A 22,457-nucleotide genomic window follows, 5' to 3' on the forward strand; every position below is an offset into this window, starting at 1 on the left:
AAAATGAAATAAAAAAACCAAACCCTAGCATTTGTAGGGTTTGGTTGAAAAAGATATTTTTTAAATAAATTTATATTATCACAACAGGAAAAGTAACTTCAATATCGGTTGAACCACTGGCATTAGTAATGTTGCCTTCTGAAACACCTACGGCATTTTTATTTGGCAAATGTCTTAATGTAATTGTGATTGATCCTGTTCCTGGATTTGCACCTGTTGTAAAGGTAAATTCTAAACCAAGTGGATTTCCGTCAGTATCAAAATCCGAATAAGTAAAGTTCCCTAAACTGTTTGAAATTTGATAAAAAACTTGGTGTTCCAAATCTTTCTCTTCAATTTCTTCTGTGATATTTTCGGCTGGGTTTTCCAATTCATTCAAAAACTGAACAGAACCGGAATAGGTTGTCGAAGCAGCGAAATTTCCACTAACAGTAATTACCGGAGCATTTGGACCATCACCGTCTAAATCTCTTGATGTTAATGTAATGGTTTGTCCACCACCCACAAATGTTGCAGTTAACGTTGTGATTAATTCTTCTTCAACAACCGGAGAATCGTCGTTGCTACATGAATTTAATGTGAAGATTGTTGTCAAGGCTAATGCCATCATTTTTAAATTTTTCATTTTTGTGTTTTTTAATAATTAAATTTTAATTGTAATTGAATGTTTCTACCCATTTCATCAACAAAAAAACGTTGACGATTTAAGTAGTCACGGTAGGTTGTGTTTAGTACATTTTGAACTGAAAAAGCAATTGTTGTATCCAGATTTTTGAACGTTTTGAGTTTCATTTCCGAATAAAAATGAAACAATTGATAGGCTTTTGGAGGCGTGCTGATGTCAACCATAACCGGAACAAATTCGCCATCCACAATAATATTCGTTTCAAAATTGAAGTTGGGATAACGATGTTGACGAAAAACGGACTCCGATTGAAGTTCCAGAACCAATCCATTCCATTCCGGCTTTTTGTATTGGATGGAAGTTGAAATCGTCATCGGCGGCATATCAATCAACGGTTGATTTTTAGATAAATCTTCTCCATTTACGTAGGCAAACGAAAATTTATGTTGCCAATTGGATGAAATATTCCATTGCGAATGAAAATCAATTCCGAGCAACCGAGCATTGGTTTGTTGAAATTCCCATACGGGGAAAGCTCCTCGAATAGTGGTTTCAAACCCAATAGGACGAAGATACATAAAGTTGGTAATATGATGAAAATAGGGATTGATTTCCATTGAAAACGAATTCCATTTTTTTGATAAGGAAGAGGAAAATTTTATCGATTCTTCTTTTTTCAAACGTAAATCGCCCAACTCAATTTGTCCGGTAGAATGATGCAAACCATCGGAAAAAAATTCAGAAGGATTTGGATTTCTGTTGGATAAACTAATGTTGTTTAACCATTTCCAATCCGACTGAAAATCTTTTCGAATTCCCAAACTCGCAGAAATGTTATGAAACGTAAATTGTGGTTTGGTTCGCCATTGGTCGGCAGTTTCGTCGACAATAATATCTGCAAAATCGGCTTGATAACCTCTTTCATCCCATCGCGATTTCAAATAATCTTTAGATGCTTCAATAGTTGAAAAATCATAGCGAATTCCACCATCAAGAACTAAATTTTCTTTGATTTCATACATTCCAATTCCATAAAGACCTGCATCAAATCGAACATACGTTGGAATCAATGGTCTCACACCGGTTCTTGGATTAGCAAAATTGTTTTGAAATAATCCGCTAATTCCGGTTTTCAAACTAAATTGATTCCACTCTTTTTTATAATCTGACTGAAGGGAATGAGTTGTCAATTCCAAATCCAAAGCCGCTTTGTTCTCATCTCTTCGCAAATCAAACTCATTTCGTTTATTAAATTGAAGCGAATAAAACGTGGAAATCGAACAACTTTCATCTAACTTTTGCAAATAATTCAGTTTCATCAAATGATGTTGAATGGCTTGTTTTGGATGCTGAATTGAATACGTAAAATCGTTAATCACAGACGGAATTTGGTTGTTGATAGAATTATACAAATCGGTTACATTTCCAATATGAGAAGCACTCAAAATGCCAATCGTTGCATTGTATAAACTATAAAAAGCAGACAGTTCATAGGTTTCTTTCACATACGAAACATCGCCTGAAAAATTCAGTTCTCGGTTTCCGGAATTGGATAAAACGTAATCGGGAGCTTCTCGATCACCAAAATAAGTGAACGTTCCCAACGCATTCCATCGCCAACCTTCCGGATTTCCTTTATGAATACTCGAACTTATCGTTCCGCCACGACCGTTGGATGAACCGCTGATCATCGTTTTTCCAAATAAAGTATCTTGCTTGACATTAGTTGATTCGATAACAACCATTCCGCCCACCGCATCGCCACTGTATTGCAAACCCGAAGCACCTTTGATGACTGAAATTTTTCCGGCTGCATTCAAGTCGAAATTCGGTGCGTGTTCCGTTCCCCATTGTTGATCTTCCAGCCTAACTTGATTGGAAAAAATGGGAACTCGACTGCTGTGCAAACCGTTAATAACCGGTTTTACAATACTCGTTCCGGTTTTTAAAAGAGAAACTCCTGCCACTTCTTTCAATGCTTCCGCTAAAGTTTTAGAACTGTTTCGCTCCATCGATTCTTTAGAAATTTGCTGTTCGGATAAACTGTTGCTTACTTGCGTAACTTTTTGCTTTACTGTGATTTCTTCCAAATTGGTTTCGGAAGGTTTCAACTTCACATTCAACACAAAATCTTCGGTAATATCTACTAAAGTATCGCAGGTTTTATATCCCAAATAGGAAATATACACCCGCAATTTGCCTTTGGGCAAACCGTTGATTTCGAATTCGCCAATTGGATTACTAGCGGTATTCAGGTACTTGGTATGAATGTGACTTCCGGTTAGTGGTTGGTTTTTTTCGTTCGTGATTTTTCCACTTAACGTGAATTGACCGTAGCTCGAAAATCCAAACCATAACAAGAAGAAAAGGATAATTAAGTATCGCATTTTTCTGGTTCAAAATATAAAACACATGGAGTCATTACTATTTTGTAGCAAATGACTATTTTTTGTTTCTGAGATTTTAAACCGATTGCGGCGGTCCGCGATGCGAAAAAAGTGAACCTGAAAAAGAAGAAATTGGTGCTTGTTCCTTATACAAATACGGAACAGGTTTGATTGGAAAATCAAATCGATACGTTAATGCATTGGGTTGAAGATAAAACCAAAAATGAAAATCACAAACCGAACAATCGTCGTCCGAATGTTGATGCGAAAAACCATCGTGTGAGTGATGACAGACTTCCGTTTCATCAAAATAATCAGCTACCAAATGCCTGTAGGTATGCAATGACTGAAACAGTATTGTGAACAACACTGCCGACATTAAATACAGGTTTAGTATGGCTAATTTCTTTTTCATTGGGTGCAAAGGTAGGGAAAAAGCGATTTATAGCGAATTTTTTAAGAAGAGTTTAGGAAGGGGAGTTTTTCACACTAAATCATTGTGGAGTTAATTGTGTATTTTTAAAATGAGTTCTTATACATTACCTTCAAAATACTTTTAAGTTTATTTAAATTAATATTTCCTTCCACTTCTTTATAGCTTAACGTTCCTTGTGAAAAATATTTTGCGACAATTTCATTATCTTTTTTAATAATCATCAGATAAAAAGTGTCATTAAAAATATTCTCATCACATTGTTCAAAATAGCAAATTCTATTTAAATCAATATTTTCTGCAATTAACTTATTGTCAGTTTCTTTTAACTTTTTTTCAATAGTTTCGGATGAACTGCTATTATAAAAAATAAAATTGTGACCATTTTTTTTAACTGAAGTAAACTTACCGTATTTCTTATTTGGAAGAAATTGGCATAAAAGCACACCACTTTCAATATTTTCAAATTCTTTTAGTTTATTTTTATACAGTTTAGTGGTGTCGATATTCATAAACAAACTATCGAAAGCAATAAAATCTTTAGTTTCAGTAATATTACAATTAGTGATTTTGTCATTGGATTTTTGACTTTTACAAGACATAAGTAAAATCAACAATAGTATAATGTTTAATTTTTTCATTCTTTTGGAGTAGGAAGATTATTTGTTCTATTAAATAAATTGAGCCTTAAATGAATCAGGCAAGTAAATTCTTATCCTTTTCGAAACATAAATCTGTATAAAAATAGTAAAAATTTCCAATTATCTTTTTCCAACAATAATTCTTTCCAAACAATAAACAAAAAAAGCTTGCCCCGCTCCGCAAAGTCTTATTAATAGCACAAAGCTCCGCAAATGTCTCCCGACTTTGCGGAATGTAAGTTAATCACAACTAATGTCTTTCATAAATGAATTGAGGTTTAATTTGCTATTTAAAGGAATGTCAACCAACTCAATTTTAATTATTCCTTCATTATGCACATAATTTGAAGCACTTGAATAGAGATAGTGAGCTGCTTTTTCAACTAATCCTGCACGAACAGGATTTAAATGAATATAGTCAATTTTTGACCACATAAACTTTTCTGAATAAATTTCTTCTGCATGATTTCCTAATTGCCAAAATTGAAAATTTTTATTTCTGATATGAGTCTTTGTTGCCAATTGAAAACGTTCTAACATCCATTCTCTTCTGCTTTCAGGTTCAGACTGAATTTTCTCAAGTATGGTTTTTGAGGTATATTTCTTAAAATCACGAATTAAATCAGACAATTTACCTTCTTTTGACTGAACAATCATGTGAATGTGATTCGTCATAATCACATAACTATATAAAATCATTCCTTTGTTTTTGATGCAATAGTCTAAACATTCAATAACACAATCTCGATATGATTTTCTGGAAAAAACATCGACCCAGTCAACAATTGTGGCGGTTAAAAAGTGTGGCAACTTTTGGTCTCTAATAACATATCCTTCTTTCATGGCGTGTAAATTTTTAAATAAAAATAGTAAAAATTTGTGAAGTTTTAGGGCTATTAATACTTTTTTGAATTCCGCAAAGTCGGGAGACATTTGCGAAGCTTTTCATAGGGAATTTTCGATAGAACACTTTGCGGAGCAGGGGGAAAAGGTAGTAAAATAGGGAATTTTTTAAGAAGAGTTTACGAAGAAAGTCAAATTATGAATTATGGTTCATGACTAGTTATGAAAAATTACTTATTACCCATTACTGAGTAATAACTCTATCGAAGCATATTTACTTCTTAAGAAACTAATTAAGTCTTTTACAAAAAACAATTTTGGATGTTTTCTAAATAAACCAAGGAAATCAACACCAAATAGTTCTACCGTTTTCGAGTTTTCAATCATTTTTTTGAATTCGGTATTTTGGATTTCATTTACAAGTTCTAATATCAATTCATTTTTCGTTGTTTTTAAAATTACCGAATTGAGTTCTTCAGAAAACAAAAAAAAGTTTTTTAATTTTTCTGGGTTGAATTCTTCTTCCAAAAGAAGATTTTCGGCTTGAATTTGGATTTCTTTTAATTGTCTTAAGATTTTCTCATTCATAATTTGTAGTGATTATAACTTCGCAAGTTTGCGAATTATAAATTTAACTAAAGTAACAAAAAAATTCATTAATTATCTGCTAAATAAAATTCCGCAAAGTCGGGAGACATTTGCGGAGCTTTTCTTAGGAACATTTTTCACTGAACTCTTTGCGGAGCAGGGTACTCTCAAACCAAAAAAAGTAAATTTCTTCAGTTTTAGAATTTCAGTATAATCTTCAACTTTATTTAGCTTTGAAAGCTTGGCAATTACAAGAATTAACCAAATTAAAATAAATATAATCGGAATATTATTCATAATTATTGTTGTATCAAATTACCTTCTTTAGCCGCGTAACATAAATTTGACTAAAAAATAACAAAAATTCTACACTATCTTACTTTAATTAAAATTCTTTGAAAGTAATAAACAAAAAAAGCCCCTAAAAAAGGAGCTTTTAACTATAATAATATCATCTTAAAATAAATTATTCTCCACCAAATACTCCGCAATTTGCACCGTATTGGTTGCTGCACCTTTGCGTAAATTATCCGCTACAATCCACATATTTAAGGTGTTGGGCTGACTTTCATCACGGCGAATTCTACCTACAAAAACATCATCTTTGCCTTGAGCATAAATAGGCATCGGATAAGTTTTGGTGTCTAAATTATCTTGAACGGTAACGCCTGAAGTATTGTGTAAAAGTGAACGCACTTCATTTACATCAAAATCATTTAAAAATTCAACATTTACGGCTTCACTATGTCCACCAACTACAGGAATTCGGATGGCGGTTGCGGTCACAGCAATGCTTCTATCACCCATAATTTTTTGGGTTTCACGAACCAATTTCATTTCTTCTTTGGTGTAGCCGTTGTCTTCAAACACATCACATTGTGGGATAGCATTTCGATGAATTGGATATGGATAAGCCATTTCGCCTTTCACACCGGCGTATTCATTTTCTAATTGTTGAACTGCTTTTACACCCGTTCCTGTAATGGATTGATACGTGGAAACAATCACTCGTTTTACGTTGTATTTTTTATGTAATGGATTTAAAACCATCACCATTTGAATGGTAGAGCAGTTTGGATTAGCAATGATTTTATCGTCTTTAGTTAATTCGGAAGCATTGATTTCCGGAACCACTAATTTTTTAGTAGGATCCATTCGCCAAGCGGAAGAATTGTCGATTACGGTTGTGCCTGCTTCAGCAAATTTAGGAGCCCAAGCTAAGGAAGTTTCTCCTCCGGCAGAAAATAGGGCAATGTCGGGACGCATTTCAACGGCTGTTTGCAATCCAACTACCTTATATTTATTTCCTTTGAATTCAATTTCTTTTCCAACCGACTTTTCAGAAGCAACCGGAATTAATTCCGTAATCGGAAAATTTCTTTCTGCTAAAACTTGAAGCATTACTTCGCCTACCATTCCGGTAGCACCAACAACGGCAACTCTCATACTAATTATTTAAAAGGTTAAAACTTATGCAAAAGTATAGAATTAATTGTTGTGAAAAATGGCTTTAACAAAAAATAACAAATTGTTATATTTAAAACAATTTGTAAAAATACCCCTTGTTTTCAGCAAGGGGTTTAGTTAGAATATATAATGTAGCGGAACTTCTATTTTTTTAATAAATCTCTAATTTCTGTTAGCAATTGTTCTTGAGTTGGACCGGCTGGTGGAGCAGGAGCCTCTTCTTTTGGCTTTCTCATTTTGTTGTAAGCCTTAATTATCATAAACATTACAAAACCAACAATAACTAAATTAACTAAAGTATTTACCCAAGCACCCCAACGAATGGCAACTTCGGGAACGGCGGCAACACCTTCAGATTCTGCTACAGCAGCTTGTAAAACTACTTTCATTTCAGAAAAATCAACACCACCGGTTAACATTCCTACAATAGGCATAACGATGTCGCTCACAAATCCGTTGACTACAGCCCCAACAGCTCCAGCCATAATTACAGCAACCGCAAATTCAATTACGTTTCCTGTCATGATGAAATTCTTGAATTCTTTTAACATATTTAGTTGTTTTAAAAGTTTGTAAAACGAAGTTAGTTAAAATTTTAACATATACAATAAAAAAATTATTCTCTGTAAAAAATTCGCTTGACCCGTTGCGAGATTCCGGTAAGTATTTCATACGGAATAGTATTCAATTGATTTGCCATCAATGTAGCAGAAGGATTTTCGCCTAAAACAATCACTTCATTTCCTTCAATACACGGAATGGTGGTGACATCAACCATCAACATATCCATACAAATACTGCCAACAATAGTAGCTTTTTGGTTGTTTATCATAACAAAACCAAGTCCGTTCCCCCAACTTCTTCTAATTCCGTCGGCATAACCAATTGGAATAGTGGCGATTCGGGTTTCTTTTTCGGCAATAAATCGTCGGCCATAACCCACACTTTCGCCTGCTTTAATGGTTCTTACTTGGGAAATAATGGATTTTAAAGTTCCAACATTTTCCAAAAACTTTTGCTCGTTGGCATCGTTTGAAATGCCATACAAACCAATTCCTAATCGAACCATATCGAATTGTGCTTGCGGATAATTTGAAATTCCGGAAGTATTTAAAATATGCCGAATCGGATTAATTTCTAATTCCTTACTTATATAGTTAGAAATGCGGTTGAATTTTTCAATTTGTTCCAAAGCAAATTCGTTGTGTGCTAAATCATCACTCGTTGCCATATGCGACAAAATGCTTTTCACTTGAATTGTTTTAGAATTTTTTAAGATTGAAATTAATTCTTCTAAATGTATTTCATCAAAACCTAATCGATGCATTCCGGTATCAATTTTAATATGAATCGGAAAATGCTTCAAATGTTTTTGTCTTGCAATTTTTAAAAAGGCATTCAATCCTTTCAAACTATAAATTTCGGGTTCCAATTGATGTTGAATGATGGCTTCAAAACTGGTCGATTCCGGATTTAAAACCATAATCGGTAATTGAATTCCGTTGCTTTTGAGTGAAATTCCTTCATCGGCGAAAGCCACACCTAAATAATCCACTTTGTGATACTCTAATAATTTGGCAATTTCCAAACCGCCGTTTCCATAACCGAAAGCTTTTACCATCACCATCATTTTGGTTTCAGGCTCAAGTTTGGCTTTGTAAAAATTTAAATTGTGTGAAATGGCGTTTAGGTTAATTTCCAAAACAGTTTCGTGTGTTTTTTCTTCCAACAACGAGACAATTTCTTCAAAATGAAAACTTCGTGCTCCTTTGATGAGAATCGTTTCGTTTTCAAAATTTAAACTTTCAAAATGAGCGAGAAATTCGGCTTGAGTGGCAAAGGTAATTCCGTTTAGAAACTTATTTTTATAGTTTGAAATGGTTTCCCCCACACCAATTACACGACTGATTTTATTGGAAATAACCATTTGTGAAACCCGTGAATACAACTCATCATTTTGCAAACCACTTTGAAAAATATCAGACAAAATCAATGTTTTTTTATGATGTTGTTTTTGATTTTCCAAAAAGTCCAACGCAATTTTTAGCGATTGAAAATCGGAACTGTAACTGTCATCAATCAAGGTTGTATTGTTGATTCCTTTCTTCACTTTTAAACGCATTTCGATTGGATATAAAAGTAGAAGACGGTTTTGAATTGTATCTAAATCATAGTTGAAATGGAACATCACCATCAAACATTGAATCACATTTTCAATCGACGCATCGTCTGAAAACGGAATGCTGATTTTGAAACAGGTTTTGTTATAGGTTACATTCAAACACGTTTTATCATTTGTAGTTTTATGATGAACCAACACATCTGCCGATTTATCACTTGAACTCCAAGAAAATGTCTTTATGTTTGGATTTAGAAAAGCATCAATCGATTTATTTTTATTGTAAATTAATACGTCAACATTTGAAAAAAGTTTTAATTTTTCTTTGATTTTCTGACCTAAATTTTCAAAACCTTCATCGTGAGCAGAACCAATATTGGTCAGAATTCCGATAGTGGGTTGAATAATCGGTTCAAGAAATTGCATTTCGTTGACGGTTGAAATTCCTGCTTCAAAAATGCCTAAATTATGCTGTTCGTTAATCCCAATCACAGAAAGCGGCACACCCACTTGTGAATTGTAACTTTTTGGACTTCGGATGATATTATAATCGGGACTCAATAAAAAATTAAGCCATTCTTTTACGATGGTTTTTCCGTTACTCCCTGTAATACCAATAATTGGAAAAGTGAATTTTTTTCGATAAAAAGCCGCAAACTGTTGAAGAGCAAGCAACGTGTCTTCTACTTTTAGAAAATTTACACCTTCAATAGATTCTACATTTTCAGAAACCACAAAATTGGAAACGCCTTTTTCAATGAGTTCATTAATATAAGTATGTCCGTTATTATTCGGTCCGATTAAACAAAAAAACAAGGTGTATTTGTTGTTTTGAAACGATCGGCTGTCGATGGAAACATTTTGAATACTGTTATCAGGATGATTTCCGAAAAATTCAGCGTGTAGTTGAGGAATAATATCGTTTAAAACGAGACTCACTGGTTACGATTTTGGTTTGTTTTCAGCTTCTGTTTTGTGTTCCGCTTGTTCCCGCAACGCGTGATAATAGGCCGCTCTGCTCAACGGTTCGTATTCTTCAGTTTCGCCAAGCATTACCAACTTATCGTTGTCTGCTTTTCTGAAACTATAATTGGCTAAATTTCCGGTACGGGTGCAAACGGCGTGTACTTTGGTGACATATTCGGCCGTTGCCATCAAAGCAGGCATAGGGCCAAAAGGGTTTCCTTTAAAATCCATATCCAATCCTGCTACGATTACTCGAATGCCGGAATTGGCTAAATCATTGCAAATAGTCACAATTTCATCATCAAAAAACTGAGCTTCATCAATACCAACCACATCGCAACCTTGAGCCAAAATACGAATATTGGCGGCGGCCGGAACAGGTGTAGAACGAATTTCATTTGAGTCGTGCGAAACCACCATTTCATCGTGATAACGCGTATCGATGGCTGGTTTAAAAATCTCGACTTTTTGCTTGGCAAACTGAGCTCTTTTGAGTCGGCGGATGAGTTCTTCGGTTTTTCCGGAGAACATCGAACCGCAGATTACTTCAATCCAGCCAAATTGTTCTTTATGATTTACGGTATTTTCAAGAAACATTTTATACTTTTCTTAGCTAAAGAATAACATATTTTATGTTATTTTGTATCAGAAACAAATTTATAAAATTCCAGTCGCTAAATTCAATATAATTTTAAAAGTTATGAAGAAAAAGTTAGAAGCAGATTTAATTAGTATTGCACACCGTGTTTTAAAATTAAAAGGGAAAGAAGATGTCGTTCAATTGCATCAAGAAGCTCAAAAATTAGTTGAAAAATTAGCTGTTCTTCGTTTTTATGAGGAAAATATCAATGTGGTGAAAAATGAAATTTCGGAAGAAGAATTAGAAGAAAAATTGTTTGCCGAAGCTCCATCTCAGCCTGAAGTTGTTGTGAAAGAAGAAGAAGTTAAAGCAGAAGTTCCAACCGAAACTGTTGCTGAAGAAGAAACAGAAGAAGAAGAAGTTTCTGAAGAAGTTGTTGCACAAGACGAAGAAACCGAAGTGCAAGAAGAAGCTCTTGAAGAAAAAGAAGAAGAAGCTACTGAAGAAAAAGAAGAACCGGTTAAAGAAGAAATAAAAGAAGAAAAACAAGAGCCGTTATTTAATCCGATGTTTGAATTGGCAACTGATGAAGAAGAAAAACCTGCTTCAAAATTGGAACAAAAACAAATTTCGTTTGAAGATTTATTAGGTTCAGGCTACAGAGAACCTGAATTTGTAAAAGTGAATGATGTTCCGCAGGAAGTTGAAAAAACAACCGAAATCTCATTTGAAAAAGTTGAAGAAGTAATCACTCCCGATGTAAAAATTGAAACGACTACCGAGACTTATACCATTAAAACCGAACACAAAATATCCTCATTAAACGATACATTAATCAAAGGAATTAACATTGGTTTGAATGACCGAATTGCTTTTGTAAAACATTTATTTGGTGGAAGCAATGAAGATTTTAACCGAGTGATTTCGCAAATCAGCACCTATGATTCGTTTGAAGAAGTACAACAATTTATTGTAGATATGGTGAAACCCGATTATAACAATTGGGAGGGAAAAGAAGAATATGCCGATCGTTTTATGAATTTGGTGGAGAAGAAGTTTGCATAAACATTTTCTCCACAATCTTGTCATCTCGACGAAGGAGAGATCTCATTATTTATGATTTTTAAAACTTTACCATGAGCAAACTCTACATCGTTCCCACACCTATCGGCAACTTAGAAGACATGACTTTTAGAGCCATTAAAGTGCTCAAAGAAGTAGATTGCATCTTAGCCGAAGACACTCGAAACAGCGGAAAATTATTGAAGCATTTCGAGATAGGAACGCATATGCAAAGTCATCACATGCATAACGAACACAAAACCGTGGAAGGTTTGATTAAACGTTTGCAAGCCGGAGAAACCATTGCGTTGATTTCCGATGCAGGAACGCCAGCTATTTCCGATCCAGGGTTTTTACTTACCCGAGCTTGTGTTGAAAATAATATTGAAGTAGAATGTTTGCCCGGAGCAACTGCTTTTGTTCCCGCTTTAGTGAACAGTGGTTTGCCAAACGATAAATTTGTATTTGAAGGTTTTTTGCCCGATAAAAAAGGAAGACAAACCCGATTTTTAGCTTTATCGGATGAAGTTAGAACGATGATTTTCTATGTTTCTCCACACAAATTAAACAAAACCTTAGCAGAATTTGTGCAGTATTTTGGACCAGAAAGAACAGTTTCCGTTTCCAGAGAATTATCAAAATTGCACGAAGAAACCGTTCGCGGAACTGCATCCGAAGTTTTAAAACATTTTGAAGCTAAACCGGCCAAAGGAGAAATTGTGGTAGTGGTTGGCGGAAAATCATCAAAATAAAATGTTACAAAAATGTTTCATTATGACTTAATTTTAGAATTAATGAAACAATAAAGTTACATCAATAAATTAAATAAGCTTTTTATTTCTTTTTGTTGTGTTGAAGGAATTAAGGCTTTTTCGGCAAATTCTTCCCATTTTGAAATCGCTTCCCGACATTCTTCAATAATTTGTTGAGGTTTTTTGATGTTGACGTTTTTTGCCAAAGACAGAACATCATTCAACTCAATGTTTTCTTTTTTTCCATTAATCGTCATTTGATGAGCTTTCAACCAAAAATTGGACGGATTGAAAGCAAAAGTCACATCATAAGCAGGCGAAAGCGACCATTTTCCTTCCGAATTCATCAAAAAAGAAATGTTTTTTGTGTGGTCATCTTGATTTCTAGCCATCACATTAAATAGCATTCTTCGGTATAATTCCTCCATATCGGGATAAGGCAATTGCATTTGTCGCATAACCATCAAGGCTTGTTCATACGAATACGATCCCGGCATATTATAATCAAAATGAGCCAAACCACACAACGTTTGCATGTGCATTTTTTGATTGTTAACTCGATCAAAACGCTTCGTCATAAAATGGGCTCGCTGATTTTCTATTTTCAATTCGCTTTCCATCATAGTAATTCCGGCAGCGGTTGCCATCAAATAATAAGCATATTCAATGTTGCCGTAGCCTTTTGGATCGCCCAATTGATGATTGGTTACGCCATCAAATTTAATTAACCAATAATCAAAACCATCTAATCCATCAATTTGACCGGATCTTACTTCACCTGTTTTTTGATTGTAAGCAATAATGGCTTTCGCACGTGCTCCACCCGCAGAACTTCCCACTTGAAGAATATCTGAAAAGCCTTTTTCATCTTTCAAATTGGTTTTGAACGAAGTTCTTTCTGCTAAAACTTCTTTGGCAAATTCAACCAATGCTTCAATGGCTAAGGTGTTCGAAGGAATCACTTGCAAACCGGATTCCGGTTCAAATTCTAAAGCTCCCATACCACGTTTACCAATATAGCACAATCGATCAACGGGATTAAAACTTTGTGCCGATCGGCCTTGTTGAGCCAACCAAGCATCTATAACTTGATTACCAAATTTGTCCGGTAAACTGTCTGCCAACAAACCCGGCAAGCCTTTGAAAGTTTCAAAATTTAAAAAAGGAAAGGAAAAAACCCTTCGTCCCTTTTTGGCTTCGGATAACGGAAGCGTAATCGGCGATAAATCCAATCCTAAATTGACGAAACTCTTATCAAATTCAAAAACGCCAATATTCTTTGATTCGTCCCAAAGCACCGCACCAACTTTTTGATTCCAGATTTTTATAGAAGCAATCGTATTCATACTTATTTAGATGGAGAGGCTTTTTTACGGTATTTTGAACGTTCTTCCATCACTTGTAGTGGACTAATTTCTGGTTCTTCATTGAGATGATTAAGTAAATCCAGTTTTCCTAATGCTCGCATTACTTGAACCATCGTGAGTAAATTAATCGCTTTTCCGGATTCCATACGGCTGATAGTTATTCGGCTTAAGCCACATTGCTCGGCAAGTTCTTCCTGAGAGATATTTTTATTAAGACGCATTTGCTTCAAACTGGCACAAAGTGTTTGAACTACAACAGCGTCTGTCATAGCATACCAATTCTTATTGTAACTATTTTGATACATTATAATCGAATTTAATCATTAATGAAACAAATATTATACAAATGTACAAATTTTTTCACATTCTTTCAAAATTTAAAAAAGTATTATCTTTGAAAAAAAGGAAAACATGACACATCAAATTTCTACAAAATGGTTAGGCGGAATGGCTTTTGAAGCTACAAATCCGGGAGGAAATTTCAGAATTGATGGCGATTTAGAAATCGGCGGAACTAATAACGGACTTCGTCCAAAAGCGTTGATGCTTGATGCCTTGGCAGGTTGCACAGGAATGGATGTAGCTTCTTTAATGCCCAAAATGAAAGTTGCTGTGCATTCATTTCACATTGATGTAGAAGGCGATTTAAGTGTGGAACATCCAAAATATTATCATACCGTTCGTGTTGTTTATCATTTTTATGGCAATGACTTAGAAAAGGAGAAACTGCAAAAAATTGTCAATTTATCTATAGAAAAATATTGTGGAGTAATGGAAATGTTTCGTAAATTTGCTCAAGTGGATGTGAAAATTGAATTTCATTCCATACTATAAGCCATTCAAAATTAATACAGTATGCGTTGGACCATCAAACCCAAGCCGGAATCTCATTTGGTTTCGCAATTAGCTTCAGAACTTAATGTAAGCGAACTCGTTGCCTCACTTTTAGTACAAAGAGGAATTTCTACTTTTGAACAAGCGAAACAGTTTTTCAGACCAACTTTAGATGATTTGCATGATCCGTATTTGATGAAAGATATGGACAAAGCCGTTCATCGGATAGAAAAAGCTATTTCTAATCAAGAAAATATTTTAGTTTTTGGCGATTATGATGTAGATGGAACAACGGCTGTTTCATTGGTTTCTTCCTATTTAAAAACGATTTATCCTAATATTGCAACGTATATTCCGGATCGCTATGACGAAGGTTATGGCATTTCATATAAAGGAATTGACTTTGCCGACGACAACGGTTTTTCATTAATTATTGCTTTAGATTGCGGGATAAAATCAATTGATCACGTGGCGTATGCGAAGGAAAAAAACATCGATTTCATCATTTGTGATCACCACCGACCCGGTGAAAATTTGCCCGAAGCCATTGCTGTTTTAGACCCAAAAAGAAATGATTGTTTTTATCCGTATGATGAACTTTGCGGATGCGGAGTGGGATTCAAATTGGTTCAAGCCTTAGCAAAAAATAACGGCGATTCAATTGATGATTTGATTCCGTATTTAGATTTAGTTGCCACAGCGATTGCAGCAGATATTGTTCCGATGACGGGTGAAAATCGCATCTTAGCCAAATTTGGTTTGGAAGTGATTAATGCAAATCCACGTCCCGGAATAAAAGCATTAATTCAAAACGTAAAGAAAAAAGTTCTTACGATTACCGATGTAGTTTTTATTATTGCTCCCCGAATTAATGCAGCCGGAAGAATTAAGCACGGCAATCACGCTGTGGAATTATTGACCGAATTCAACCTTGAACAAGCCGAACAATTTGCTTCAGAAATTGAAGGATATAATGTAGATCGGAAAGATTTAGACAAAAAAATTACCATTGAAGCACTTGCTCAAATTGAAGAAAATAACGAAAAAGAGAAATTCACAACCGTTGTTTACAATGAAAATTGGCACAAAGGCGTGATTGGAATTGTAGCTTCCCGTTTAACAGAAACCTATTACAGACCAACTTTAGTTTTTACGAAAAGTGGTGGTAAATTGGCTGCTTCGGCTCGTTCTGTTAAAGATTTTGATGTGTATAATGCCTTGGAAAAATGTTCAGAACACTTAGAACAATTTGGCGGACACATGTATGCGGCCGGAATGACATTAAATGAAGAAAATTATCTAAAATTTAAAGAAGCGTTTGAAAAAGTAGTTCAGGAAACGATTCATCCTGATTTATTAATTCCTGAAATTTTAATTGATGCTGAAATGGATTTGACTGATATCAATCCGAAATTAATTCGACTTTTAAATCAATTTGAACCTTTTGGTCCCGAAAATATGACACCCGTTTTTGTGGCAAAAAATGTCGTGGATACCGGTTACGGAAAAGCCATCGGTCAGCAAGAAGAACATTTGAAATTATTTGTAAAACAAAATAACTCCGAAGGTTTTGGTGTGATTGGTTTTGGTTTGGGAAAAAAATTGGAGCTAACGCAAAATCATCAACCGTTTGAAATTGCATTTTGTATTGATGAAAATGAATTCAATGGAAATGTTACTGTTCAATTGAGGGCAAAAGATGTTCGTTAGTTTTTGAATTCTTTCAACTCAAATTTTTCTCCATCAAAAACACCATAGGTAAAATATCCAATCCAATCGCCTAAATTAATGTAGGTTGAATTTTCGCCTACTTCCAATTGCATAGGTAAATGACGGTGTCCAAAAATAAAGTAATTATAATGTTTGAAAGTGAGTTTTCGTTTGGCGTATTGAACGAGCCATTCGTTTTCTTCACCTAAAAATTTGACATCTTCGGCACCGGAAATTAATTTGTTTTTTACGGATAAATATTGGGCTAATTTCACACCAATGTCAGGATGTAACCAACGGAACAACCACTTTGAAAAAGGATTGGTAAATACTTTTTTCATTCGTTTGTAGCCTTTGTCGCCAGGACCTTTTCCATCACCATGACCAATTAAAAAAGTTTTTCCGTTAAACGCATATTCTTGATTATCATGAAAAACGGGAATGTTTAATTCTTTTTCAAAATAATCATTCATCCATAAATCGTGATTTCCAACAAAAAAATAAATCGGGATTCCGCTGTCGCGAAGTTCGGCTAATTTACCTAAAACACGCACGAACCCTTTTGGTACAACTGTTTTATATTCGAACCAAAAATCGAATAAATCACCTAATAAAAAAAGTGCAGAGGCATCGTGTTTGATAACGTCCAACCAAGCCACAAATTTTTGTTCTCTGGGAAAACTTTCTTCAGGAGTTGGAGCACCAAAATGTTGATCGGAAGCGAAATAAATTTTTGTTTTCAAATTCATCTATTGAATGACAAAGATATAAAAAATGACAACGTGTCTTTTTATCAATTTAAAATTCATTTTTTGTGAAGAATCAAACATTTTAACGAATTTTTGTGAATTATATCGTTTTTTAATTCATTTAATCGTTTTTGCTATTTCCTACAGTATATTTTTTCTATTTTAGTTGACCGAAAAACAACAACCTAAACCTCTTTATTTTATGAAAAAAATTACCTTATTATTACTGTTGTTCTTGCTGACCGGAACAATTTCCTCTGCTCAAGAGAATTTTGAGGGAGGAATTCCAGCTGGCTGGACAGTATACAACAATGGATTTGGTTCCAATCAGTGGACCACCATCTCAACAGTTACTACACCTCCTACAGTTTGCGAGGGATTAGTTTCTGCCTTTGCTAACGGGAGGGAGAATATTGGAGCTGGAAATACCTCTGAAAAATGGATGGTAACTGATCAAGTGACCGTTCCTCAAAATGGTCAATTACTATTCTCAACCCGTTCAACAATTAATGGATTTGATAACACAACCTATCAAATTAGGGTTTCTACGGTTTCTCAAACCAGTGGATTTCAAATTGTTGCTCAATGGACTGAAGCAGAATTGAACGCGGTTTTCAATATTTGCGAAGAGAAGACAGTAGATTTAGGCGAAGCAGGTTATGCAGGGCAAGATATTTATATTGCATTTGTTTTGATAGTTAATCAACCAACAAGTACTCCAACAGGAGATAGATGGATTGTTGATGACATAAGATTGGTTGAACAGTGCATCAATCCTGAAAATATTCAAGTGGGTGGTATTTCATTAGATGGTGCGACTATCACATGGGATAATCCTGGAGGAGCTTCTCAGTTTGAAATTGAAATTGTTGAGTTTCCAAATTCGCCAACCGGTTCAGGAGAGTTAGTTACAGGAACAACATTTAATGCAACCGGATTATCAGTAACAACACAGTACCAAGTTTATGTGAGAGCGGTATGTGCGGAGAGTAATAGTGAATGGGTTGGACCTGTGAATTTTTTAACAACTTCTCCGGGTCAAACTTGTAATGCTCCTATACAAGTTTCTTCTCTACCTTATTCAACTACAGATTCTACCTCAGGTTATGGAGACGATTTAGGCGGAAGTCCTGGTACAGGATGTGGAAGCACTAATGGCTATTTAGATGGGGATGATGTTTTTTATTCTTTTACAGCTCAAAATAATGGTGTTGTAAACATTACAATGACTCCAACTGGAACATGGTCTGGATTATTTGTTTATAATAGTTGTGATAATGTTGGGGTTAGTTGTATTGCAGGTGTGGCGAGTAGTGATCAAACTCCTAGGGTTATTGATTTGCCTGTAACCGCTGGTCAAACCTATTATATTGTTATTTCAACTTGGGCAGCACCCCAAACGGTAGACTATACATTGACACTTCAAGTAGTTAACTGTCCTCCTCCAGCATCGCTTTCGGCAGCTAATATAGGACAGACCAGTGCAGAGTTATCGTGGTCAAATCCTAGTGGAGCAACGGCATGGGAAGTAGCGGTGCAACCGGCAGGTTCGCCAATACCTTCAGGTTCAGGTGAGCCTGCAAGTACAAATTCAGGATTTTTAGCTGATGGTTTAACGCAAGCAACAGCTTATCAATATTATGTAAGAGCAGATTGTGGAGATGGAACATTTAGTGTTTGGTCAGGGCCATTTTTATTTAATACAACTATATGTGAAGCAGTAGATCAATGTGATTATATTTTTAGATTGTCTGACCAAGTCTTTGGATGGGAAGGAGCATTTATGCAAGTTAGACAAAATGGAATTGTCATTGCTACATTAAATCTTGCAACCGGAACAGGGCCGTTAGATGTTATTGTGCCATTATGTACTGGCTTACCTTTTGATTTATTTTGGATTACAGCCGGATCATTTCCTGGAGAAGTTCGTATAGAAATATTAAACGATTCAAACCAATCCGTTTATAATATGAATACTTCGTCTCCTGGTTTAGCCGGAACAGTTTTATATACCGATTCGTTAGTAGAATGTGGTGTGCCAGAATGTTTAGCTCCAACAGGTTTAGCAACAGTTGCGGGTCAAATATCAGATACTTCCGCTGAAGTTCAATGGGCTGTAGTACCAGGAATTACAGAGTATGAAGTAATTTGGTTACCTTCTCCATCAACACCACCTGCTGCATCGGACACAGGAACATTGACAGATGAAAATCCATTTTTAATTACCGGATTAGAACCTGCAACGATTTATGATGTATATGTTAGAGCCATTTGTGCTACTGGAACAGGAAACTGGTCATCAGCATTAACTTTTAACACTACTATTTGTCAAGTTTCTGATCAATGTTTGTATTCTTTTGTAATGACAGATAGTTGGGGAGATGGTTGGAATGGAAACACTATGAATGTAACACAGAACGGAATTGTTGTTGGTGTTATTGGGCCTACATTTACAACAGGGGAAGGACCAATAACTGTAACGGTTCCTTTGTGCGATAATCTTCCTTTTGAATTGTTTTGGAATACAGTAGGATTTTTTGCTAATGAAGTGGGAGTCGAAATTCTTGATCCTTTTGGAGAACAATTATATATAAAATTACCAGGCGAAGGAACACAAGGAACAACGTTATATTCAGGTTTTGTAAGTTGTACTCCCCCAACGTGTCCTAAACCGAATACTTTGGTAGCCTCAGCGTTAACGCAAACTGGAGCAACCTTAACTTGGAATGAAATAGGGACAGCGACATCTTGGGAAGTAATTATTTTACCTGCCGGATCACCAGCCCCTCTTCCAACGGATACTGGAGAAATTGTTACAGAAACAACTTATATCGCAACTGATTTAGAGCCCGGAACGGCCTATGTATTTTATGTTAGAGCTCTTTGTGCAGAAGATGATATTAGTAATTGGGCAGGACCAAGAGCATTTGTTACTTTAATTGCAAATGATGAATGTGATAACGCAATTTCTGTACCGGTTAATCCTGACACAAATTGTGTTCAGTTTGTAAATGGAACAGTAATTGGAGCAACAGCTTCAGCACAACCAAACAACTGTGACGGTACTGCCGATGATGATGTTTGGTTTGAGTTCGTTGCAGAAACAACAACTCATTCGGTTAACTTAATTAATATAACCGGTTCTACTACTTTTTTAATACATGCTGTTTATTCCGGTGACGAATGTGGCAACTTAGTTCAACTAGAATGTAATGATACGAATCAAAGTGTTGTTTCAGGATTGACACCAGGTGAAACATACAAAATTAGAGTATTTACATGGACAGGTACCCCAAATCAGACATCATCATTTAACGTGTGCGTTGGAACTGTTCCTCCTCCAATTTCAGCAAATACGACTCAATATACTGTACCCGAACTAGTACAAGATATATTAATCAATTCAACATGTGCTTTGGTGAGTAATATCACTTGGTCAACAGGTACTAATTTTGGATCTGAAAATGGAATTGGTTATTTTGAACAAAATGGTTCAACCTTCCCGTTTGAAAATGGTATTGTGATGACAACCGGTAATGCAGCAAGCTCTCCGGGACCGAATTTAGATACTTTAGGAGATGGTAATCAAGCTTGGGTTGGAGATGCAGATTTAGAAGAAATTATTTTAGCTGGCACAGGTAATCCAATGAATTCTCGAAATGCTTCTATAATCGAGTTTGATTTTGTGCCTTTAACTGACTTTATAAGTTTCGATTTTATATTTGCCTCTGAGGAATATGGAACTTTTCAATGTACTTTCTCTGATGCATTTGCCTTTTTGTTAACTGATTTAAATACGAATATAACCACCAATTTAGCTGTTATTCCAGACACTAATGTTCCGGTTTCAGTAGTAACTATTCGTGATCAGGCTCACAATGGTGATTGTGATTCAGTAAACCCGGAATATTTTGATAATTTCTATCAGCTACCAACGGGATTAAATCCACTAGGAGCTCCAACAAACTTTAATGGAGTAACAATCCCTATGACAGCTTCATCTGTTGTTATCCCAAATAATACATATCGAATTAAATTAGTTATCGCTGATCGTCAAGATAATTCTTACGACTCAGCTGTATTCTTAAAAGGAGGTAGTTTCAACATTGGTGATATTGATTTAGGAGATGACTTTTTAGTAGCCTCCGGAAATGCTTTATGCCCAGGAGATACTACTGTTATTGATTCAGGTTTGAGTCCGGATACATTCACATTCCAATGGCTATTAGGTGATGATGTTATTGAAGACGAGACAGGAGCTTCTATTGTTGTAGATGAACCAGGACAATACACACTCATAGCACAATATACTAACACCAATTGTAGTACTTCAGATTCAATTGTTATTGAATACTTTGATGATTTTGTGACAGGTGAACCAAATGATTTATACTTCTGTAGTGCTTCAGGTTTTGGTACTTTTGATTTAACTCAAAATGATGAGCCGTTAACAGCTCCTTTAGGGACTAATTATGTTATCGGTTATTATTTAACAGAAGCAGACGCTACACTTAATCAAAATGTTATAGCTAATCCAACCGCTTTCAATAACACAGAAAACCCTCAAACTATCTACGTGAGAGTTTCTCCTGTTAGTGGTGATTGTTTTGCATTGAATAACTTTCAGTTAATCGTTGAAGATTTAACACCTCAGTTTACTTTAACGCCTGATTTCTCTATTTGTGAAGGAGCTACAGGAACTATTGAAGTTACACCAACCAATTATGAGCCAAATTCTGTAACTTATACTTGGACAGTTGACACAAATCCTCTTCCTGATACAACCAGTTCAATTTCTGTAACAACTGCGGGTATTTATCAAGTTACTGTTGATTTTGGTGGATGTACAAATACTGCATCAACTACTGTAACAGTGATTCCATTTGTTGATGTAGAACCAATTGAAGATGTTTCAGCATGTGATAGTTATATTTTGCCTACTCTTCTAGTTGGAAATTATTACACTCAAACAGGTGGAACCGGAGAACAATTGATTTCAGGTACAGAAATTACAGAAACAACTACGTTGTTTGTTTATATCCAAAATGATGATTGTTCTGATGAAGAATCTTTCACAATCACAATTAACACAATTGTTGCAGATGTTTTTGATGATGTAACCGTTTGTGAAAGCTTTACATTGCCTGACTTAAATGTAAACAATGCTTATTATACTCAAGCAGATGGTTTAGGAACTCAGTTACTTCCCGGAGAAGTTATTACAGAAACTACAACAGTTTACATTTATGCAAGTTCTGCAACTGATCCAAATTGTGTAGATCAAAGTAGTTTTATTGTTACTGTCACCTCTGAAATCCTTCCAACATTCGATCC

Annotated in this window: 18 protein-coding genes; 5 read left to right on the forward strand and 13 right to left on the reverse strand. The window is 35.2% G+C overall.

Annotated features, from left to right (window positions below; all coding sequences use genetic code 11):
• Nucleotides 1-70: 70 nt before the first annotated feature.
• The 10 genes from B4N66_RS05385 to B4N66_RS05430 form a co-directional block, all read right to left on the reverse strand.
• The gene (locus B4N66_RS05385) at nt 71-625 is read right to left on the reverse strand and encodes a type 1 periplasmic binding fold superfamily protein (RefSeq protein ID WP_291092934.1); all 555 of its coding nucleotides are present in this window, start codon (nt 623-625) and stop codon (nt 71-73) included.
• 11 nt (nt 626-636) lie between these two features.
• Nucleotides 637-3,012 carry a TonB-dependent receptor gene (locus B4N66_RS05390; protein WP_291092936.1) on the reverse strand — a complete coding sequence of 792 codons (2,376 nt, stop codon included), beginning with the start codon at nt 3,010-3,012 and terminating at the stop codon, nt 637-639.
• A 76-nt stretch (nt 3,013-3,088) separates the two neighbouring features.
• The gene (locus tag B4N66_RS05395; RefSeq protein WP_291092939.1) at nt 3,089-3,427 is read right to left on the reverse strand and encodes a hypothetical protein; all 339 of its coding nucleotides are present in this window, start codon (nt 3,425-3,427) and stop codon (nt 3,089-3,091) included.
• A 104-nt stretch (nt 3,428-3,531) separates the two neighbouring features.
• Nucleotides 3,532-4,086 carry a hypothetical protein gene (locus tag B4N66_RS05400; RefSeq protein WP_291092942.1) on the reverse strand — a complete coding sequence of 185 codons (555 nt, stop codon included), beginning with the start codon at nt 4,084-4,086 and terminating at the stop codon, nt 3,532-3,534.
• A 240-nt stretch (nt 4,087-4,326) separates the two neighbouring features.
• Entirely contained in the window at nt 4,327-4,929 is a 603-nt protein-coding gene (locus B4N66_RS05405; protein ID WP_291092945.1) for an REP-associated tyrosine transposase, read from the reverse strand.
• Nucleotides 4,930-5,166: 237 nt separating this feature from the next.
• Nucleotides 5,167-5,517, reverse strand: a complete 351-nt coding sequence (locus tag B4N66_RS05410; protein ID WP_291092949.1) for a hypothetical protein — start codon at nt 5,515-5,517, stop codon at nt 5,167-5,169.
• Between the two features lie 456 nt (nt 5,518-5,973).
• On the reverse strand, nt 5,974-6,963 hold the full coding sequence (locus B4N66_RS05415) for an aspartate-semialdehyde dehydrogenase (RefSeq protein ID WP_291092952.1): 990 nt from the start codon (nt 6,961-6,963) through the stop codon (nt 5,974-5,976).
• Between the two features lie 164 nt (nt 6,964-7,127).
• Complete coding sequence (mscL, locus tag B4N66_RS05420) at nt 7,128-7,535, reverse strand: large-conductance mechanosensitive channel protein MscL (protein ID WP_291092955.1); 408 nt, start codon at nt 7,533-7,535, stop codon at nt 7,128-7,130.
• Nucleotides 7,536-7,600: 65 nt separating this feature from the next.
• The gene (locus tag B4N66_RS05425; RefSeq protein ID WP_291092957.1) at nt 7,601-10,042 is read right to left on the reverse strand and encodes a bifunctional UDP-N-acetylmuramoyl-tripeptide:D-alanyl-D-alanine ligase/alanine racemase; all 2,442 of its coding nucleotides are present in this window, start codon (nt 10,040-10,042) and stop codon (nt 7,601-7,603) included.
• Nucleotides 10,043-10,045: 3 nt separating this feature from the next.
• The gene (locus B4N66_RS05430) at nt 10,046-10,666 is read right to left on the reverse strand and encodes a thymidine kinase (RefSeq protein ID WP_291092960.1); all 621 of its coding nucleotides are present in this window, start codon (nt 10,664-10,666) and stop codon (nt 10,046-10,048) included.
• Nucleotides 10,667-10,769: 103 nt separating this feature from the next.
• On the opposite strand from B4N66_RS05430, the gene B4N66_RS05435 reads away from it, so the two are divergent.
• Together B4N66_RS05435 and rsmI are read left to right on the forward strand one after the other, a co-directional pair.
• A complete protein-coding gene (locus B4N66_RS05435) occupies nt 10,770-11,714 on the forward strand; it encodes a hypothetical protein (protein WP_291092962.1) in 945 nt (314 codons plus the stop codon).
• 71 nt (nt 11,715-11,785) lie between these two features.
• The gene (gene rsmI, locus B4N66_RS05440; protein ID WP_291092965.1) at nt 11,786-12,463 is read left to right on the forward strand and encodes a 16S rRNA (cytidine(1402)-2'-O)-methyltransferase; all 678 of its coding nucleotides are present in this window, start codon (nt 11,786-11,788) and stop codon (nt 12,461-12,463) included.
• A 56-nt stretch (nt 12,464-12,519) separates the two neighbouring features.
• Here the strand turns inward: rsmI and B4N66_RS05445 are convergent, their stop codons facing one another.
• Both B4N66_RS05445 and B4N66_RS05450 read right to left on the reverse strand, forming a co-directional pair.
• Nucleotides 12,520-13,809 (reverse strand): type II toxin-antitoxin system HipA family toxin, encoded by a 1,290-nt coding sequence (locus B4N66_RS05445; RefSeq protein ID WP_291092967.1) that lies wholly within the window; start codon nt 13,807-13,809, stop codon nt 12,520-12,522.
• Between the two features lie 2 nt (nt 13,810-13,811).
• On the reverse strand, nt 13,812-14,099 hold the full coding sequence (locus tag B4N66_RS05450) for a helix-turn-helix domain-containing protein (protein WP_291092970.1): 288 nt from the start codon (nt 14,097-14,099) through the stop codon (nt 13,812-13,814).
• Nucleotides 14,100-14,241: 142 nt separating this feature from the next.
• Here B4N66_RS05450 and B4N66_RS05455 point away from each other — a divergent pair, with 142 nt between their 5' ends.
• Complete coding sequence (locus tag B4N66_RS05455) at nt 14,242-14,664, forward strand: OsmC family protein (protein ID WP_291092972.1); 423 nt, start codon at nt 14,242-14,244, stop codon at nt 14,662-14,664.
• 21 nt (nt 14,665-14,685) lie between these two features.
• Nucleotides 14,686-16,374, forward strand: a complete 1,689-nt coding sequence (recJ, locus tag B4N66_RS05460; RefSeq protein WP_291092974.1) for a single-stranded-DNA-specific exonuclease RecJ — start codon at nt 14,686-14,688, stop codon at nt 16,372-16,374.
• On the opposite strand, the gene B4N66_RS05465 is transcribed toward recJ, so the two are convergent.
• Complete coding sequence (locus tag B4N66_RS05465; RefSeq protein WP_291092976.1) at nt 16,371-17,123, reverse strand: UDP-2,3-diacylglucosamine diphosphatase; 753 nt, start codon at nt 17,121-17,123, stop codon at nt 16,371-16,373. The genes recJ and B4N66_RS05465 overlap by 4 nt on opposite strands.
• Nucleotides 17,124-17,325: 202 nt before the next feature.
• Between B4N66_RS05465 and B4N66_RS05470 the strand changes: the two genes are divergently transcribed.
• A partial coding sequence (locus tag B4N66_RS05470) for a choice-of-anchor L domain-containing protein (protein WP_291092979.1) occupies nt 17,326-22,457 on the forward strand: 5,132 nt, incomplete at its 3' end.

Source organism: Flavobacterium sp. UBA2787, from assembly GCA_002352205.1.
Classification (GTDB): Bacteria; Bacteroidota; Bacteroidia; order Flavobacteriales; family Flavobacteriaceae; genus Flavobacterium.